At 64.7% G+C, this 18,573-nt stretch carries 17 protein-coding genes; 7 read left to right on the top strand and 10 right to left on the bottom strand.

Annotation, left to right across the window (positions count from 1 at the left end):
• Positions 1-36 precede the first annotated feature (36 nt).
• On the top strand, positions 37-939 hold the full coding sequence (locus L6D77_RS14470; protein ID WP_232884246.1) for a LysR family transcriptional regulator: 903 nt from the start codon (positions 37-39) through the stop codon (positions 937-939).
• Positions 940-1,069: 130 nt separating this feature from the next.
• On the opposite strand, the gene L6D77_RS14475 is transcribed toward L6D77_RS14470, so the two are convergent.
• Positions 1,070-1,690 carry a TetR/AcrR family transcriptional regulator gene (locus L6D77_RS14475; protein ID WP_232884247.1) on the bottom strand — a complete coding sequence of 207 codons (621 nt, stop codon included), beginning with the start codon at positions 1,688-1,690 and terminating at the stop codon, positions 1,070-1,072.
• A gap of 114 nt (positions 1,691-1,804) precedes the next feature.
• Here L6D77_RS14475 and L6D77_RS14480 point away from each other — a divergent pair, with 114 nt between their 5' ends.
• A complete protein-coding gene (locus tag L6D77_RS14480) occupies positions 1,805-2,425 on the top strand; it encodes a LysE family translocator (RefSeq protein ID WP_232884248.1) in 621 nt (206 codons plus the stop codon).
• Positions 2,426-2,483: 58 nt separating this feature from the next.
• Here the strand turns inward: L6D77_RS14480 and L6D77_RS14485 are convergent, their stop codons facing one another.
• Positions 2,484-4,022, bottom strand: a complete 1,539-nt coding sequence (locus tag L6D77_RS14485) for a DUF2357 domain-containing protein (protein ID WP_232884249.1) — start codon at positions 4,020-4,022, stop codon at positions 2,484-2,486.
• Positions 4,023-4,025: 3 nt separating this feature from the next.
• Positions 4,026-6,272: an McrB family protein gene (locus L6D77_RS14490; protein ID WP_232884250.1), complete on the bottom strand. Its 2,247-nt coding sequence runs from the start codon at positions 6,270-6,272 to the stop codon at positions 4,026-4,028.
• A gap of 296 nt (positions 6,273-6,568) precedes the next feature.
• Between L6D77_RS14490 and L6D77_RS14495 the strand changes: the two genes are divergently transcribed.
• The 3 genes from L6D77_RS14495 (at position 6,569) to L6D77_RS14505 (ending at position 9,607) form a co-directional block, all read left to right on the top strand.
• Positions 6,569-7,957: a DUF3300 domain-containing protein gene (locus L6D77_RS14495; protein ID WP_373870584.1), complete on the top strand. Its 1,389-nt coding sequence runs from the start codon at positions 6,569-6,571 to the stop codon at positions 7,955-7,957.
• A complete protein-coding gene (locus tag L6D77_RS14500) occupies positions 7,954-8,844 on the top strand; it encodes a DUF2950 domain-containing protein (protein WP_232884251.1) in 891 nt (296 codons plus the stop codon). The genes L6D77_RS14495 and L6D77_RS14500 overlap by 4 nt, the downstream gene beginning before the upstream one ends.
• A gap of 136 nt (positions 8,845-8,980) precedes the next feature.
• Entirely contained in the window at positions 8,981-9,607 is a 627-nt protein-coding gene (locus L6D77_RS14505; protein WP_232884252.1) for a glutathione S-transferase family protein, read from the top strand.
• Between the two features lie 42 nt (positions 9,608-9,649).
• Here the strand turns inward: L6D77_RS14505 and L6D77_RS14510 are convergent, their stop codons facing one another.
• The 5 genes from L6D77_RS14510 to L6D77_RS14530 form a co-directional block, all read right to left on the bottom strand.
• On the bottom strand, positions 9,650-10,210 hold the full coding sequence (locus L6D77_RS14510; protein ID WP_232884253.1) for a nucleotidyltransferase family protein: 561 nt from the start codon (positions 10,208-10,210) through the stop codon (positions 9,650-9,652).
• A gap of 56 nt (positions 10,211-10,266) precedes the next feature.
• Complete coding sequence (locus L6D77_RS14515) at positions 10,267-10,506, bottom strand: hypothetical protein (RefSeq protein WP_232884254.1); 240 nt, start codon at positions 10,504-10,506, stop codon at positions 10,267-10,269.
• A 107-nt stretch (positions 10,507-10,613) separates the two neighbouring features.
• The gene (locus tag L6D77_RS14520; protein WP_232884255.1) at positions 10,614-12,734 is read right to left on the bottom strand and encodes a TonB-dependent receptor; all 2,121 of its coding nucleotides are present in this window, start codon (positions 12,732-12,734) and stop codon (positions 10,614-10,616) included.
• A 397-nt stretch (positions 12,735-13,131) separates the two neighbouring features.
• The gene (locus tag L6D77_RS14525; protein WP_232884256.1) at positions 13,132-13,833 is read right to left on the bottom strand and encodes a YoaK family protein; all 702 of its coding nucleotides are present in this window, start codon (positions 13,831-13,833) and stop codon (positions 13,132-13,134) included.
• A gap of 32 nt (positions 13,834-13,865) precedes the next feature.
• Positions 13,866-14,339 carry a GNAT family N-acetyltransferase gene (locus L6D77_RS14530; protein ID WP_232884257.1) on the bottom strand — a complete coding sequence of 158 codons (474 nt, stop codon included), beginning with the start codon at positions 14,337-14,339 and terminating at the stop codon, positions 13,866-13,868.
• Positions 14,340-14,525: 186 nt separating this feature from the next.
• Between L6D77_RS14530 and L6D77_RS14535 the strand changes: the two genes are divergently transcribed.
• Positions 14,526-15,263 carry an alpha/beta fold hydrolase gene (locus tag L6D77_RS14535; protein ID WP_232884258.1) on the top strand — a complete coding sequence of 246 codons (738 nt, stop codon included), beginning with the start codon at positions 14,526-14,528 and terminating at the stop codon, positions 15,261-15,263.
• A 9-nt stretch (positions 15,264-15,272) separates the two neighbouring features.
• Here L6D77_RS14535 and L6D77_RS14540 read toward each other — a convergent pair whose 3' ends face one another.
• Together L6D77_RS14540 and nhaB are read right to left on the bottom strand one after the other, a co-directional pair.
• Complete coding sequence (locus L6D77_RS14540) at positions 15,273-15,887, bottom strand: dihydrofolate reductase family protein (RefSeq protein ID WP_232884259.1); 615 nt, start codon at positions 15,885-15,887, stop codon at positions 15,273-15,275.
• A gap of 205 nt (positions 15,888-16,092) precedes the next feature.
• Positions 16,093-17,595, bottom strand: a complete 1,503-nt coding sequence (gene nhaB / locus L6D77_RS14545; protein WP_232884260.1) for a sodium/proton antiporter NhaB — start codon at positions 17,593-17,595, stop codon at positions 16,093-16,095.
• 150 nt (positions 17,596-17,745) lie between these two features.
• On the opposite strand from nhaB, the gene L6D77_RS14550 reads away from it, so the two are divergent.
• On the top strand, positions 17,746-18,558 hold the full coding sequence (locus L6D77_RS14550; protein WP_232884261.1) for a crotonase/enoyl-CoA hydratase family protein: 813 nt from the start codon (positions 17,746-17,748) through the stop codon (positions 18,556-18,558).
• Positions 18,559-18,573 lie beyond the last annotated feature (15 nt).

An 18,573-nucleotide genomic window follows, 5' to 3' on the forward strand; every position in this document is an offset into this window, starting at 1 on the left:
CGTTACCCTTGAAACTCTGTTTGATGGAAATGAACAATGCTGCGTACGGCCCTCCACACCCAGCTCAACCGGGTGCAGACGTTTTTGGCGGTGGTGGATTTCGGCTCGTTCACCAAGGCGGCGGACTTCCTCGGGATCAGCAAGGCAATGGCCAGCCAGCACGTCAAGGCACTGGAACAGGCCCTGGCGGTGACCCTGCTGGTGCGCAGCACCCGCGCCATTGCCCTGACCGAAACCGGCCAGGCGTTCTACGACGACTTCAAGGTGATCGTCGGTGATGTGGAGAGCGCCTTTGCGAGCGTCATGCAACGGCACAATGGGGCGGCTGGCACGCTGCGTATCAGCACCACCGCCGAGTATGGCGAGCGCTTTATCCTGCCGCTGATCCCGCTGTTCGCCGAGCGCTACCCGGGGTTGTCGATCAGCTACGACATCGACTCGTCGTTGAGTGACCTGATTGCGCAACGGCTCGACCTGGTGGTGCGCCTCGGCACCCTGGTCGACTCGAACCTGCGCAGCCGCAAGCTGGCCGATTACGACATCCTGCTGGTGGCAACGCCTGCGTTCATCGCCCGCCATGGCATCGAGCACCCGACGGACCTGGCCAACGTGCCGTGGATCGCCAACAGCAACCTCAGCAGCCCGACCAGCTGGGCCTTGCAGGCCGGGGAGGGGGACACCCTGAGCATCACCGGCGCTTCTGCCTACCAGTCCAACGCCAGCCATGCCATCCGCGCCATGGCACGCGCTTCGTTGGGGGTGGCCGTGTTGCCGGCGTGGCTGGTCGAGCAGGACCTGGCCAATGGTGAGTTGCAGCGGGTGTTGCCGCGGTACAGCCTGCCGGCGCAGCCGATCAGTGTGGTGTATCCGCACAGCAGCCATGTGCCGCACAAGACACGGGTGTTCATTGATTTTCTGTGTGAGCACCTGGGGCGTTAGGGGCGGGCTTTGAGAATGCTGGGGCCGCTTTGCGGCCCTTTCGCGGCACAAGGCCGCTCCTACAGGGGACCGCGCTTTTCTGTAGGAGCGGCCTTGTGCCGCGAAAGGGCAGCAACGCAGCCCCCAGCGCTCAAGGCTCCAGCCCGATCCCCCTCAGGATCACCCCGGTCACCGTCTGCACCGCACTCTCAAAGGCCGGATCGGTCAGCGGCATACCGTCGTTGAGCAAGGTCACCTGATACCCGAAATCCGCATAATGCTGGGTCGCCGCCCAGATCATGTACAGCAGCGCCGAAGGCTCCACCGGCAGGATTCGCCGATCTTCCACCCAGCTACGAATCTTGGCCTCCTTGAGCTGCGCCCAGGGCACCAGGGTGTCGTCCAGGGTCGGGCCGAGCACCGGCGCGCCGTGCAGGATCTCTTCCGCCCAGATCTTCGACCCCAGCGGCCGCGAGCGCGAGTGGCCCATCTTGGCGCGGATGTAGCTGGTCAGCACCACGCGGGGGTCGTCGAAGCGCTCGAAACACAGCGCGTCCTGCTTCCACACATCCAGCAGGTCCTGCAGTACCGCGCGGTACAGCTCGTCCTTGGTGCTGAAGTAATAGTGCAGGTTGGAGCGCGGCAGCTGCGCCTGTTCGGCGATATCGCCCATCGAGGTGGCGCCGTAGCCTTTGGCGGCGAACACCTGCTCGGCGGCTTGCAGGATCTTCTCGACATTGCGTCGGCGGATCTCGATCTTGTGGTTGGCCATGGGCTGTCCGTGGTGACCTGAACAGGGCAAGGCTAACAGCTTTGCAAGGTGCGTGGTGAAGGCTTCGCGGCCATCTGTTAACGTGCGTGCACCGCCCCGCCGAGTCCTTGCACCATGCCCTTCGCCGACAACCTGATCGCCTTCACCCTGGCCGCCACCCTGCTGACGCTGACGCCCGGCCTGGACACCGCGCTGGTCCTGCGCACCGCCGCCGTGGAAAGCCGCCGGCAAGCCTTGCGCGCGGCGCTGGGCATCAATGCCGGCTGCCTGCTGTGGGGCGCGGCGGTGGCCTTCGGCCTGGGTGCGCTGATCGCGGTGTCGGAGCTGGCCTACAACCTGCTCAAGTACTGCGGCGCCGCCTACCTGGCCTGGCTGGGGGTGAACATGCTGCTGCGCCCGCGCCAGTCGATGGCACCGGCCGGCGAGCAGGCGCCGGCCACCGGCAACTGGTTCGTCAAGGGCATGCTGGGCAACCTGCTCAACCCCAAGGTCGGCATCTTCTATGTGTCCTTCCTGCCCCAGTTCATTCCCCAGGGCCAGCCGCTGGTGGCCTGGACCTTCGGCCTGGTGGGTATCCATGTGCTGCTGGGGCTGCTCTGGGCGACCGGCTTGATCGCCGCCACCCGGCCGCTGGCCGAGGTGCTGCGCCGCGAGCGGGTGATCCGCTGGATGGATCGCTGCACGGGCCTTGTGTTCGTGCTGTTCGCGGCGCGGCTGGCGTTCAGCCGGCGCTAGACCTGCGGCAGCTGGGGATCTCTCTGCCACCGCGTCCACAGCGTCTCGAAGTACAGGCTCAGGCAGGATGGTTTTGCGCAGTGCTCAACCAGTGTTCAATTCTCTTGTGCAAAGCGCCGAGGCCCGCGCCCCGTGGGTGTATCTGCGCCATCACGCCAACACGGTTGCGGGTGATGAAGTCGTCTTGCCCAAGGCTCTGGTTGGCTAGTGTTCCGGGGAGCATCAGCAGGCAATAATCCGGGCGGACATCACCTAAGCGCAGGCTGTCATGGTAGAGGTGCGCGGACTCCATGGCGTCCAGCTCGCAGTACTCGCCGCTACGCCATTTCGCGTCCAGGATGAGCAAGCGTACGGCCCGGCCCTTGCGCTCGACGATCAATATGTCGGGAATTCGTTTTCGGCTGATGCTGAAGCCCTCGTGCCCCAAGGTCGGTTGAATTTTGGGAAAGACACCTTGGTAGAGCAATTCGAGACTATGGTCGGGGCCCAGTTCGGCACGCCAGCACAGATCCGCCTCGACCGTGGTCGGGGCGGCAGGTCGCAGGCCGTTTCCAGTGCAGCCCTGGAGGGTGTGCAGTATTTGGACGAAGCACCACATTTCATAGATCCCCCAGGAATGGCTCGCATGCAGTTGGTCCCACAGTTGATGACCTTCGACGCCAAGCGCCAATGCCTGGGTTCCGAGCCGGTAGGCCTTGCCATACGAAGGCTGGGCCGCGACCTGGGCAGCGCCGGACGCGCTGCTGGCGGCCGCTGTGACGCCAGGGAACGGATGCTGTCGCAGCACCTCTAGAACGCGCGCATCGAGTGCTGCAAGCAGTGCGATTCGACGCCGGCTGCGTAGTTCCTGATGTTTCTTGGTGCCTTGCAGTTCATTTGCCGCCACACTGCGGCGCAGCGCGCAGACGGCCGCCCTGAACCTCTGTAGCAGGGCCAGCAACGCCCGGTTGGCCTGTGTGTCGACGCTCGCCCCTGAAGTCCAGGCACTGACCGGCATGTTGCTGTGCTTGGCGGCAAGCGCAGGGTTGCGAATGAGTGCGGAAAGTTTGGGATCACGCAGTGCCACCGGGTGCAATCGACGCACCTGTGAGAGTGGAAGCTTGCCTCGCTTGGCTTGCAACTTGACATGGGGGGTGCGGGCGACCTGTTCAACGGCAGCGAGGAAGTTATGGCCGTGCTGGCGCAAGCGGGCCAGCAGTACCAGGTCCGGAAACAGTGCTGGCCGGCCGTCACTGCCGAACGCCAGGGTCGCGGCACTGATGCCGCCAAGTTGGCGAGGGTAGAGTGCACGGATCTGCGCGACCATTTCCTCGAATGACAGGTTGTCGGCCTTGGACGTCGACGAGCCCACCTGCAAGAAGTAGTCGTCTACCGAACCCGTCGGCCGCAGCACCTCCACGCGCACGCGCCCCGCGTAGAGCTTGGGCGTCCAGCGAAACCATCCGCGTGACGACGACAGTTCCTCATCATCTACATACAGGGTGCAACCATCCTGGTCTGGCTTGAACCTGTACTCGATATCTTCCTCGAAACCGTCCAGCACAACGCCAATCTGTGCGACGACCTCCTGGCTGGCACGCTTGCGAATGGTCAGCATGAATCAGCGCCAGTAACGTGCAGAGCCGGTTTCCACCAGATCTTCGCGTAAGGCCCGTACCTTTGCCTCGCAGCGTGCGAGGCCATGTTCGATCAGCACCTCGTGAACGTGCGCTAGAGCTTTTTCGAACCGTGGTGAATGCTCACCGCGCAGCTTGGGCAGCACCTTGGCATACACAACGGCATCCAACGCGCTCATGTCGTCATCACTGGCATTGCAGAACACCAGGTAATTCAGCACATCGTTGATGGTTCGCCAGCCAAAGTGCAGCCGAACCGGCTCCAGCGCCTGAACCAGTTGGGTCAGCAATGTACGCGTCAGTTGGCGTACGCCATCGGGCAAGGTGGCATGTGACCAGCCAGGGAATCGCTCGACATCGATATCCCAGAACTCCAGGGTGTATGCCCGATCGAGAACTTTGTCCGACAGCCCGTGAGTGGTTTCATCCATGTTCAAGGTGCCAATGATGGCCAGGTTCGCCGGATAGCGAACGCGCATCGGAACCTGGCCGATGGCGTCACCGAGTTGATGGAGTTCGATATGACCATGGGTCTCCATCGCCGAGAGAATCGGTGCCATGTACTGTTCCGGATGAGACAGGTTCATCTCGTCGAGGATCGCCACGAAGGGGATGTCCGGGTTGTCTGCGGCCTGCAACAGCAGTTCCAGGAACGGCGTGCTCAGGTAGGTGGACTCCTGGATCGGGCTGACGTAACCCAGTAATGGGCTGGGGTCGTACCAGCCGGGCTGCACAGGAATCACCCGGATCCTGTGGGTGTCCTGGGGTTGCACCTGGCACAGCGCCTGGGCGTAGTTGAGTGCCAGCTGCGTCTTGCCGGAACCGGATATCCCCGACAGTACCGCAAAGTGCCGAACCGGGTGGCTCCACAGGCCTGCGTGCAATTCACTGACCAGTCTCCCATCCAGTGCCAACTGGTCACCGAACTGCTGATCGAGACGTTCCTTGATGAGCCAGGTACTGGGGAGCTCTGCCCGATCACTGTCCGACCCCGACAACACCTCGTCCTCTTGTGCATCGGTCGTCAGGGGCTCCGGTACCCAGTCGATCATGCTTGCCCAGTGTTGGCCACGCTCGGTCAATTTCAGCAGCTTGCCTGTGGCTGGGACAATCAGTCCCAGCGAAATGAACCAGCCGATGATCGACGAGGGTGTGAAACTGGTGGTCCAGCCAGGGTTGACCGACTGCAGCAACTCGATCAGTTGCACCTTGCGCTTTGGTCCGGCTGCCAGGGCCATGAGCAGATGATCCGTACCCAGCACACGGGTCAACAAGTGATCGGCAAACTCATCCGGGTCCTGGCTTTCCAGCAGGTTCATGCCTCGCGCTGTCAGCTGGTAGCTGTCGCCCTCGCGCTTGCACAGGTCGAACTCTCGCGAGATCACATTGATCATGGTCCCGATGCTGTTGTCGGCCAGGTTCGGGTTGTGCTGTCTGAGCAGATCAGCGAACTCATCCCGGGTGACCCCTTCATTGAGTTCCGGCAGCAGCGCCAGCAGGGTCTGCAAACCTCCGCCCAAGGACGTCAGCCCTTTGCGCCGCATGAGTGCGGGGAGTGGGGAGAGGCCTTCATCAACGGCGGCTATCGAGCTGTTGCTTTCGGTCGTGTTGCTGGTTTCCAGGCGCTCATAGAGCAACCAGGGTATGCACACCTGGGTTACTTGCGAGACCTGGCCCGCGCAGGCTTGCAATGCACGATCGGTCCTGGCGCGAATGGCCCTGTGCATTTGCACGGCATGGTCGTGACGGTGGCCCCCGAGTTTGCGGTGCAGCGTCTTGAGCCGCCCGAGATCCGAGAGCGTGGTGAAGTGTTCAGGATACAGTGCGCACAACACGCGATTGAGCTTCAACCACGGCATACGGTCGCACAATGTCCTGAGCCTGCTCACCAACCCGTCATACAACTCGATCAGGTGAGACTCCACCAGCACAGGATCATCCGGCAACGGCCTGCTCACTTCGGATGCAAACCACACCACGAATGGCTCGCTGCGCAGCGCAGGTTCAATACGCACATGGCCGGCGCCAGTGCTGGTTACCGGATTCTCGTTCCAGAGCCTACGCAGGAAATCCGGATCTTGCAGTCTGTAAGGGGTGTGCTTGCGGACGTCGGCGAGGAATACCTCAAGCTCGATCATCCAGCCGTTAGTGCCTTTGTGCAGCATCGAGCTGGCGAGAATGGACTCGATGTGGCCCTGCAACTCCTTTTCTGTCACGACACTGACGCTCACGGATCCCTCTACTGTGCTTGTCCATTGACGAAGGCGGCATGCTAATGCCTTTGTTGCCCTATGGCCATGATCCATTGCCGCCGGCTCATGTAACAGGCGCAGGCCAATTCAGGTGTGGGTCCGAGGACCAATGGTCCCCCGCGTCCGGCCATGTACCGAGCCTTTTAACCTCGCAACCCTCTGCTACCCTTGACCCTCAGCCCCGAGGCTGAAGTCAGTCGCTCGCCTTGCCAGCGTTCACCTCCCAGGCCCAGACCCATCCCGTTCGAGCGTCAAGACCCACCTGGGAGGTGTGTATGCGCACTCGATTTTGCTGTGTGCTGGCCGTGATGCTGCTGGCGCAGGGCGTACCTTCCCCCGCGCAGGCAGCAGACCCGGCGCCACCCGCACCCGCACCTGCTGCTGCCAGCAGCCAGGACGCGGTGTTCACGCAAGAGCAGCTGGACCAGATGCTAGCCCCCATTGCCCTGTACCCCGACCCGTTGCTGGCGCAGGTGTTGATGGCCAGCACCTACCCGGGGGAGGTGGCCGAAGCGGTGACCTGGTCCAAGGCCCACCCGGACGCCAAGGGCGATGACGCGGTCAAGCAAGTGGCCGGCCAGCCCTGGGACCCGAGTGTGCAGGCCCTGGTGGCCTTCCCCCAGGTGCTCGCCACGCTGGGCCAGGACCCGGTCTGGGTGCAGCGCCTGGGCGATGCCTTCCTGGCCCAGCCGGACGACCTGATGAACGGCGTGCAACGCCTGCGTCAGCAGGCCAAGGCCGCCGGCAACCTGCAGAGCAACCAGTACCAGAACGTCACCGTGCAGGCCGCGCCGGCCAGCCAGCCCGCGGCCAGCCAGAGCGCCCCGGCCAGCAACCAGACCATCATCATCCAGCCCGCCGACCCGCAGACGGTCTACGTACCCAGCTACAACCCCACGACCACCTACGGCACCTGGGCCTACCCGGCGTCGCCACCGGCCTACTATCCGCCACCGCCTGCTTATTATCCGGGCCAGGCGCTGGTCGCCGGGCTGGCGTTCGGCACCGGGGTGGCGATCGTGGCGTCGTTGTGGGGCGACTGCGACTGGAACCACCACGACGTCGATATCAACGTCAATCGCTATAACAGCCTCAACGTCAACAACCCGATCAACACCGTCAACAACAAATGGCAGCACAACCCGGTGCACCGTGACGGCGTGCCTTACCGCGATGCTCGCAACCGCGAGCAATACGGCCGCCAGTTGGACGGTGCACGCGACCGCGCCGCCTACCGTGGCGACGATGCGCAGCGTGCCAGGGAGCGGCAGAACGCGCTGAACTCGCTGGACCGCCATGGCATCGAGCGGCCCGCCACCAGCAATGTGCAGGCCCGTGACCGGGTGCGCGAAGCCCAGGCCCAGCGCAATGACAGCCGCCTTGCCGAGCGGCGCCAGGATGCGCCCAGAACCAACCTGGGTGCCCAGCAGCGTCAAGGGCAAGGCCAGGCCCGCCAGCAACTGGCGCAACGCCAGGGCGCCGGTGCTGCCCGCAATAATGCCTTCGAGGGCGTGCGCTCACCGTCGCGCAGCAGCCTGCAGGCTGACCGGGGCCGCACCAGCCAGGCCTTTGCCCAGCGTGGCGGCGGCCAGCGGGCGGCAGGGCAACAGATTTCCCGGCCCAGCGGCGGGGGCGGGCGCTTTCATGGAGGGGGCCGGCGATGAACAGGCATAGCGCAAGGGTGTTATGGCTCGCGGCCTGCCTGGCCTGGCCAAGCCTCGTGGCAGCGCAGGAACACTTCGCCACTGCGGAACAGGCCGTTGAAGCCTTCGTCAGTGCACTGCGCACCCAGCCACTGGACGAAGCGCGCTTTGGCCAGCTGTTGGGCGAGGACTGGCGCACCTACATACCCCGTGGCGGTGTGCAGCACCGCGACGTCGACACGTTTCTTACCCAATTCGCTAAAGCGCACCGCATAGAACGGACAGCCGAGCACCGCGCGCTGCTGGCAGTGGGTGAGGCGCACTGGACCTTGCCCATCCCCTTGGTCCAAGGTGCCAACGGCTGGCATTTCGACCTCAAGGCCGGCAGTGCCGAGATCCGCGCCCGGCGCATCGGCCGCGACGAACTGGCGGTGCTGCAATCGATGCTGGCCTACCACGACGCGCAGATGGAGTACGCCAGCCAGGACCGCAACGGCAACGGCGCATTGGAGTATGCCCGGCGGATCTTCAGCACCCCGGGCCAGCACGACGGCCTGTACTGGGCCGATGACGGCGATGGCCAGATCAGCCCGCTGGGCCCGTTGTTCGGCCAGGAACAGGCGGGTGAGGACTGGTACGGCTATCACTTCCGCATCCTCGAAGCCCAGGGCCCGTCGGCGCCGGGCGGCGCTTATGACTACCTGATCGGCGACCGCATGAGCCGTGGCTTCGCCCTGGTCGCCTGGCCGGCCCGCTACGACGACAGCGGGGTGATGAGCTTCATGATCAGCCACGATGGTGAGGTGTTCGAGAAGGACCTGGGGCCGGAAGGCGAGCAAGTGGCGAAGGCGATGAAACGCTTTGATCCGGACAGCAGCTGGAAACCGGTGGCAGTGGGCGGCGATTAGCCGCTCGGCCCATGGCTTGCAGATCGCATGATGTTTGAATTGACCCTGTGGTAGCGGGCGTGATCTGCTCGGCGTCTTCGCGGCTGAATCGAAGCGGCGAATGGCCTATTGATCCTTCAAAGGAAGCTGAAGATCCATGTCCGACTACAAGCTCCACTGCTTCGCCGAATCCGGCAATGCCTACAAAGCGGCCCTGATGCTTGAACTCACCGGCCAGCCCTGGCAGGCGGTGTTCGTCGATTTCTTCAACGGCCAGACCCGCGACCAGGCCTGGCGCGACCAGGTCAACGAACAGGGCGAAGTCCCGGTGCTGGAGCACGCCGGTGAAACGCTCACCCAGTCGGCGCTGATCCTCGAATACCTGGCCGAACGCACCGGCCAGTTCGGCCCGCGGAATGACGCCGAGAAGCGCGAGATCTGGCGCTGGATGCTGTTCGACAACCACAAGTTCACCGCTTACTACGCGGCGCTGCGGTTCATCTTCTGCCTGAAAAACTCCGGTGAGACCGATGTCACGCGGTTCCTGCGCGAGCGGGCCACGGCTGCCTACCGCATCGTCGATGCGCACCTGGCGCAAACGCCGTTCATGGTCGGTGGCCGGCTGACCATCGCCGACCTGTCGCTGGCGGGGTATGTCTTCATGCCCGAGGACACCGGGATCGACCTGAAGCAGTTCGCGCATATCGAGGCGTGGAAGGCGCGGATCATGGCGCTGCCGGGGTGGAAGCATCCCTATGAGCTGATGCCGCGGGCGGCGGGGTGACAAACGCTTCGATCCGGACAGCAGCCGCCCACGGCCCGCGGTTCAGTCCACGATGTGCAGCTCCGGCCAGCGCGCCCGATAGCTTTCGGCCTTGGCGCGGAACATTGCAGGCTGGTGGTTGAGCGGATTGCTGCGCAGCAGATCATGCTGTAGGTCGTCGAGGCCGTGGGTGCTATACAGCTCGCCACTGGCGATGCCCAGGCCCAGGCAGGTCGAGCTGACCAGGTAACGGTCGATGCCTTCGGTGACCTTGGTCAGGCGCGGGTAGGGCGCGCCGAAGCGCGCGGCGTACCACAGGTGCACCCGGGCCTGGTTGCGTGCCTCCAGGGTGACGCCGAGGTCGGCGCCCAGCGCCTGGACGGCCTGGATCACCCGCTCTTCAGCCTCCCAGGAAAGGTCCTGGTCGAAGTAGATGATGTCGTAGTCCTTCACGCCCCAGCCCGGCTCGCGGCCTGCGCGGTGGTTCCACAGGGCCTGGAACAGGCAGCCGGCAGTGAGCATGCCGCCGGGCAGGTCGAGCGCTGGCAGGCGGTCGAGCAAAATGCGGTTGATCGGGTTTTCCAGCGCCAGCGCGATCACGCGCTCGGGGGTGAGGGGTGGCATCGTCCAGTCCTTGGCAATGGCAGGGGCTGCGAGGATAACCGGTTCGGTTGGCGGTGTTAACCGCGTGTCGGGGTGGGGCCGGTGGCCGTTTCGCTCACCGCTTGCTGCTGGTCCGCACGCAGCACTGCAAGCCTGCGCTGCTCGTATTGCTCCTGGTCAAGCCCCTGGCGTTGCAGTGCTTCGAGCTGCAACTGGCGGGTTTCCCCGGCGGTGTAGGGGCGCAGTTCGGGGTGGTTGGCGCAACCGCTCAATACGGCGATGGCCAAGGCAGCGAGCAACAGGCGGGGGGTGTTCATCGGGCGCTTTCCATGATCGGCAGATCGATGGAGCGAGCATAGGGCGCGCGCCCGATGAGGAGAAATTGCCGCGCTCGATAGTGACTATCGAGCGCGGCGAGGGGCGGTCAGAACTTGTAGTTCACGCTGGCTTCGAGGGTACGCGGTGCGCCCGGGGTGGCCAGGTCGACAGAACCGTGGGCCGAGGCATAGTAGTCGCGGTCGAAGGCGTTCTTCAGGCGCAGGGCCGCATCCCAGTGTTGCACGCTGTACAGCAAGGCGGCGTCGAAGGTGGTGTAGGCGGGCATCACCACGTTGTTGTCCAGCGCGGTGTAGCGGTCGTCAACGTAGTTGGCGCCGGCAGCTACGCGCCACTCGGGGGTGAGGGTGCGCACCAGCCACACGTTGGCGCTGTTGCGTGGCGTCAGGGTGGGCACCTGGCCTTGGTTGGCCACGCCGTTGGTCTTGCTGTTGGACTTGGTGATCTCGGCGTCCAGGTAGGCGTAGCCGGCATACACCTGCCATTTGTCGCTGAGCTGGCCGCTGAGGGTCGCCTCGAAGCCGTCAGTGCGCTGTTCGCCGGCCAGGATGGTCAGGTTGGGGTTGGCCGGGTCGGCGGTCTTCATGTTGGTGCGTTCGAGGCGGAACACTGCGGCGGTCAGCGACAGGCGGCTGTCGAGCAGGTCCCACTTGGCGCCCACTTCATAGTTGGTGGTCTCTTCCGGCTCAAGGCCGGCGTTGCTCGGGGCGACCGCGAATACTTCGCCCGAAGGCTGGTAGCTGCGGCTGACCGACACGTAGTAGGACTGGATCTGGTCAGGCTGGAACACCAGGCCTGCACGTGGGCTCCAGGTCTTGTCGGTGCGGTCGAGGTCGACGTTCTGCACCCGGGCGTCGTTGTACTCCTGGCCGAAGATGTCGTAGCGCACGCCCAGCAGGGCTTTCCACTGCGAGGTCAGTTCGATCAGGTCCTGCACGTAGAAGCCGCTGGTCTGCTGGTAGTTGGTGCCGTTGGAGGACAGGGTATTGGCATGGTCCGGCACGCCCACCAGGGCATCGCGATACACCGGCACGCGGGCCACGTTGTTCTGGCTGTAGACGCGCTGGTACTTGTCCTGGAAGCCGACCTCCACGCCGTACAGCAGGTTGTGCTGCATGCCGGCCAGTTGCGCCTGCTGCTTGAGCTCGGTCTGGTTGAACACGCCGCTTTCATCGCGTGCCACGTTGCCGCGGTTGAGCTTGACCAGCAGCTCGCCGTTGGGCGCGGTGACGAAGCGGGTCGGGCTGCTGTCGGCCAGGGTGTTGTTGCGGTCCAGGTCGTAGCGGTAGTAACGGCTGGTGTTGGTCAGGGTGAAGTCGTCGTTGATGCGGTAGTCGAGGCTGGCGGTAAACGAGAACACCTCGCTGCGCGCATAGTCCTGCGAGGCGTTGCCCGAGCCGAAGCGCTTGTCGCGGTCGACGTTGGCCGGGCGGTTGCCAACGGCCGGTATGCCGAAGTCGATCAGGCGTTTGTCGTACAGGTAGGTGGCGCCGAGGTTCAGTTCCAGGTCGTCGGACAGTTTGAACCAGGCCGACGGGGCGATGGCCTTGCGGTCGATGTAGCCGTCGTCGCGGAAGGTGTCGCTGTCTTCGAAGGCACCGGTGACGCGGTAGGCCTGGTTACCCTCGGGGGCGGCCCAGCCGCTGTCGAACTGGGTGCGGCGTTTGCCCTCGGTGTCGAGGGTCATGCCCACTTCCTGCTTCGGTGCCAGCCCCGGCTTCTTGCTGATGCTGTTGATCAGGCCACCGGACGAGCCACGGCCGTAGAGCACGGCGGCGGGGCCTTTGATCACTTCGACACGTTCGACGTTGGAGAGATCGCGAAAGTACAAGGCATCGTCGCGAATGCCGTCGACGTACATGTCGCCGATGGCGCTGAAGCCGCGGATGGTCACCTGGTCGCGCTGACCGTCGCCGTTCGACAGGCCGACGCCGGGCACGTTCTTGAGCACGTCTTCCATGGACTGGGCGCCCTGGTCCTTGATCACGCTTTCGGGCACCACGTTGACGGTCTGCGGGATATCGCGCAGCGGGGCGTCGATCTTCAGTGCGCTCTTGCTCTCGCTGGCCTTGTAGCTCTGTTGCTCGTAGGCGCTGGTCACCGAGGTGGCCGGCAGGGCCAGCGGGTCCTTGGTCTGGGCGTGGACAGCAGGGATGACCAGCAGGCCCAGCATCGGCAGGGATATCGGAGCAACAGATTTCTTCGCCATGGAAATACGACTCGTTGTTATTTGAGGTGGCGAATGGTAATGGTTCGCAAATGTAAAGCAAGTGTAAAGATGAAATATTCAGAAAAATATTTTCTGAGAGGCTGGTAGTCCATATGCGTGTTTTCGGGGGCGCCGAGACATGCACCAAGGCGGGCAGCGGTACCTTCACAGGAGTCACTGGCCCGAAACAGATGTGGGAGCAACTGTCTTGCGCAGCTTTTCTGTAGGAGCGGCCCGGCAAGGCCGCACCTACAGCTGTCGTACAGCACATGTGGGAGCCGGCTTGCCGGCGATGCGCCGCGCGGGCGGCGCTCGATCTAGAGGGTGCTGCACCTCTATCGCCATGCACCTGGATGCCCACATGCAATCCCCAGGCATGCCGCCCCGGGCGACTCGCTCAACGCGGCATGTACCCCAACTGCCACGCCCGCGGAATAAACCGGCTCACCAAGGCCAGCACACACGCCAGGCCACAGCTCGCAGACAACGCCATCAACCCCAACCGTTGCTCCAGCCAGGCGCCAATGGCTGCACCCAGCAGCATCCCGCTCCACGGCACCAACTGCACCCGCCAGCCATGGCGCCGCTCGCCCAGCAGCCAGCGGCCGAGCCCGCGACCAAACCGCGACAGCGCGCCGGTGACATAGGTCAGACCGATGGGCAGGCCATTCACCTGCTCGACTACGGCATTGAGCATGCCCATGGCCAGGATCGCCGCGACCAGCGCCGGGAAGCTCGTCGCCAGCGGCCAGGCCGCGGCAAAGGCAAGCAGGCCGGCGACCACCAGCAACAAGGGTGAGGCTCGCCGGCGAAAGTGCCGGGCCAGCAGCACCCCCAGGGCATTGCCCAGCACGAAACTGAAGATCGCCAGGGCCAGACGCAGCACCAACGCCAGGTCGGCCTGGCTGATGGCCACCGCCAGGCGCGTGGTGTTGCCGCTCATGAACGAGACGAAGTCACCCAGCGCCAGCAGGCCGATGGCATCGGTCATGCCGGCCAGCACCGACAGCCCGGCCACCAGCCCCAGGCCGACGCGACCGCGCAGCACCTGCAACCGGGCGCGGCGGGCACTGTGCAGGGAAGGGGCGGTGGGCAGCATGAGGGTATGTCTCCAGCAATGGGCCCCCGATCTTATACCGGCGCCAGGGCCTTGCGCATGGGCACGCAGGGGAGCTCCAGGCCGAATGGCGAGTGATACACAGCCAGGCTGTCGCCCACATAGCCACAGCGGCGGTAGAACGCAGCGGCGTTAAGGGTGGAATCAAGGTGGACTTCACCGAGGCCTGCGGTAACGGCGAGGCGTTCCAGGTGCGCGACCATCGCCCGGGCGATGCCCTGTTGCAGGTGGTCGGGGTGGACGAACAGGGCGCCGAGTTCGCCGCTCTGCAAATCAACCATGCCAGTGGCGACGACCGTGTCTTCCAGGCAGGCCAGGTGGAACCGCTCCGCCACCAGCTCGGCATAGCCGTCTGTATACGGCACATTGGCCCAGGCCTGGGCCGCTGCGGCGCCGTAGCGGTCGCTGCATTGGTCGAGAATCGCCAGGCGGCGGATGGCATAGGCCACCGGCGCATCGTCATGGATGGCGCGTCGGATCTTGAGCATCGGGTTCCTCCCTGGAACGTGGAGACGAGCCGAGCCTGGGGCCAGGCTCGGGGGTAGACGGCTCGCGATGATTGCAACGGCGTCTAGGCAAACCGTGCAGTGGGGCGGTGCAATCAGCCGGTACTGGCGATCCGCGGGTTGCAGGCCCATGCTGCGGGCTCCCCACGGCTGGCCGCGAGGCATGCAATGCACAAGGATACGCCGGTAGTCCTGATCAACGGCCTGATCGGCTGCCTGGATCATCCCGCACTTCACGACACCCTGCCTACCCGGGTGATCGCCCCTGACTTGCTTGGCTATGGCACGTTGCAGGACACCGCACCGAAACTGATCGACATTGCCGCCCAGGTCGAGCACCTGCACCGCCAGTTGCAGGCGCGCAAGGTGACGCGGGCACACCTTGTCGGGCATTCGGTGGGCGGGGTGGTGGCGCTGATGTTCGCCTACCGCTACCCGCAGCAGGTGGCCAGCGTGACCAGTGTCGAAGGCAACTTCACCTTGAACGATGCGTTCTGGTCAGCGTCGGTGGCGCGCATGGACCGAGAAGCGGTCGAAGAGCTGCTGGCAGGCTATCGGGCTGACCCTGGAGGCTGGCTGGCACGCGCCGGCGTCGGGCCCGATGCGCGACGGCTGGCCCTGGCACAGCGCTGGTTGGCCCATCAGCCGGCAAGCACGTTGCAGGCCATGGCCGCTTCGGTGGTCGCGGTCACTGGCGCGGCCCGCTACCCGCAGCAGTTGCAAGCGGTGTTTGCCGCAACGTCGGTGCACTTGCTGGCCGGCGAGCATTCACGCGCTGGCTGGGACGTGCCCCACTGGGCCGGCCGGGCGGCGGCGAGCTTCACCGAGCTTGCGGGCGTGGGCCACCTGATGATGCTTGAAGACCCGCAAGGCTTTGCCAGTGCCATCGCCCGCCTGCTCGGCTGACGATCACCGTCAGAACGAGCCGGTGAGGACCTCGCCACTGCGCACGTAATGGGCGAGCAGCACGCCTTTGGGGGTGGTGGTTGATTCCACCAGTTCGAAAGCGGCCGCTTGCGCGTCATCACCGAACAGCCGCTTGCCGCGGCCGAGCAGCAGCGGGTGGATCAGCAGCCGCAGCTCATCCACCAGGCCTGCAGCCAGCAGCTGGCGCACCAGTTCGCCGCTGCCCTGGGTCAGCAGCACGTCGCCGTCCAGTTGCTTGAGCGCGCGAACCGCGCCGGTGACATCCGAGCCCAATCCATGGCTGTTCTGCCACGTGAGCGTGGCGGGATGGTGGGTGGCAACGTGCTTGGGCACCCGGTTGAACAGGTCGGCCAGCGAGCGATCGTCCGATTGATGCTCAACGTGCGGCCAGTACCCGGCGAAGATGTCGTAGGTACGCCGCCCCAGCAGCAGCTCGAACGGCTGGCTGAACAGCGTCTGCATGGCCTGGCCGAAGGCTTCGTCGGCCAGCGGCGGGATCCAGCCGCCGTGGCTGAAGCCGCCGCTGGTGTCTTCCTGTGGGCCGCCGGGGGCCTGCATGACGCCGTCGAGGGTGATGAAGGCGGCGACGATGAGCTTGCGCATGGGGTGTTCCTCTTCAGGTTGCTGTCCGAGGGGTAGTCGAACGGGGCTGGCTGAAATCGACAGGAACGATAGAGCATGGGCGGCGCGTTGGCAGGTCCGTTCGCCGGCAAGCGGGCTCCCACGCCGACCGCACCGATTCCAGGACGGGCGTTGTAACTGTGGGAGCCGGCTTGCCGGCGATTACGGCGGTGCAGGCAATACGGCCTTACAACCAGTACGTCACCGCCCACCACCCCAGCCCGCCCATGACCAGGGTGTAGGGCAGGGCCATCCACACCATGCGCCCGTAGGACAGGCGAATCAGCGGCGCGATGGCGGACGTCAGCAGGAACAGGAACGCCGCCTGCCCATTGGGCGTCGCCACGCTGGGCAGGTTGGTGCCGGTGTTGATCGCTACCGCCAGGGTCTCGAAGTGCTCGCGGCTCATGGCGCCATTGACGAACGCCTGCTTGACCTCGGTGATGTAGATGGTGGCGACGAACACGTTGTCGCTGATCGCCGACAGCAGCCCATTGGCCAGGTACAGCATGCCCGGCTGCTGCTCGGTCGGCAGCGCCAGCACCCAGGCGATCAGCGGGCTGAACAGCTGCTGCTGGTGAATGACTGCCACCACCGCGAAGAACACCACCAGCAGCGCGGTGAACGGCATGGCGTCCTGGAACGCGCGGCCCAGGCGGTGCTCGTCGGTGATGCCGGTAAACGCGGTGATCAGCACGATCACCAGCAGGCCGATCAGCCCCACCTCGGCGATGTGCAGGCCCAGGCAGACGATCAGGATCAGCGCCGCCAGCCCCTGTACCACCAGGGCGATGCGTTGCGCCGGGGTGCGTGCGGCGTCGTCTTCGGCGGCATAGGCGGCCAGTACCTGGCGCACGCGCTCGGGCATCAGCGTGCCGTAGCCGAACAAACGCAGCTTCTCCAGCAGCACGCAGGTGACCAGGCCTGCGGCCAATACCGGCATCGACACCGGCGCGACCTTGAAGAAGAAGTCGGCGAAGTGCCAGCCCATCTCATGGCCGATCAACAGGTTCTGCGGCTCGCCCACCAGGGTGCACACGCCGCCCAGCGCGGTGCCTACCGCGCCATGCATCAGCAGGCTGCGCAGGAAGGCGCGGAACTGGTCGAGGTCGACGCGGTGCAGCTGTTCGACCTGGTGGTCGCTGTCCAGCGCCGACTCCTCGCGGGGGTTGGTGCCGGAGGCGACCCGGTGGTAGACCGCGTAGAAACCCACGGCGGCACTGATGATCACCGCGGTTACGGTCAGCGCGTCGAGGAACGCCGAGAGAAACGCCGACAGCACGCAGAACAGCAGGGCCAGCACGGCTTTGCTGCGCACCCCCAGCAGGATCCTGGAGAACAGGTACAGCAGCAGCTCTTTCATGAAGTGGATGCCGGCGACCATGAACATCAGCAGCAGGATCACCGGGAAGTTGTGCTGCAGTTCTTCATACAGCGCCTCGGGCGTGGCCATGCGCAGCAGCAGCGCCTCGACCAGCAGCAGGCCGCCGGGCATCAACGGGTAGCACTTGAGTGCCATGCCCAAGGTGAAAATGAATTCAAGGACCAGCACCCAGCCGGTGACCACCGGGCCGAGGGTTGCCAGCAGCAGCGGGTTGAGCAGCAGGAACAGGCAGATGACCGCCTTGTACCAGCGCGGCGACTGGCCCAGGAAGCTGTGGGCGAGGGCGCTGGGCAGGGATTGCGACATGAATTTGTATCCTTTTGATTCAGCAGTGGCGCACGGTGCCGGATCAGGCCCGTGGGTGCAAGGCGTACAGTCCCGCTTTTGGCACATGTGCGGTCTTGCGGGTGCGCTAAGATCCGGCGCGTGAACCCTTTTCCCACAGGAGTGCCGTCCGTGACCGAATACACCGCATTCAAGGTTGAGCTGACCGACAACATTGCCCACGTGCAGATCAACCGCCCGGACAAGATCAACGCCATGAACGCGGCGTTCTGGGAGGAGATCGTCGATATCTTCCAGTGGATCGACGACACCGATGCGGTGCGCGCCGTGGTGATCAGCGGCGCCGGCAAGCATTTCTCCTCGGGCATCGACCTGATGATGCTGGCCTCGCTGGCCGGTCAGCTGGGCAAGGACGTCGGCCGCAACGCCCGCCTGCTGCGCCGCACCATCCTGCGCCTGCAAGGCTCGTTCAACGCCGTGGACAACTGCCGCAAGCCGGTGCTGGCGGCGATCCAGGGTTATTGCATCGGCGGCGCCATCGACCTGGTGTCGGCCTGCGACATGCGCTACTGCGCCAGCGACGCGCAGTTCTCGATCAAGGAAATCGACATGGGCATGGCCGCCGATGTCGGCACCCTGCAACGTTTGCCGCGTATCATCGGCGACGGCATCATGCGCGAGTTGGCCTTCACCGGGCGCAGGGTCGATGCCGAGGAAGCGCTGCGCATCGGCCTGGTCAACCGGGTTTATGCCGACCACGCGGCATTGCTCGACGGAGTCTTTGCCATCGCCCGCGAGATTGCCGCAAAATCGCCGCTCGCCGTGGCCGGCACCAAGGAGCTGATCAGCTACATGCGCGACCATCGTGTCGACGACGGCCTGGAGTACATTGCCACCTGGAACGCCGCCATGCTGCAGTCCGAAGACCTGCGCGTGGCGGTGGCCGCCCACATGAGCAAACAGCAACCGACGTTCGCCGACTGACTGGGTTGGCGGGCG

Source organism: Pseudomonas parasichuanensis (assembly GCF_021601385.1).
GTDB classification, from domain to species: domain Bacteria; phylum Pseudomonadota; class Gammaproteobacteria; order Pseudomonadales; family Pseudomonadaceae; genus Aquipseudomonas; species Aquipseudomonas parasichuanensis.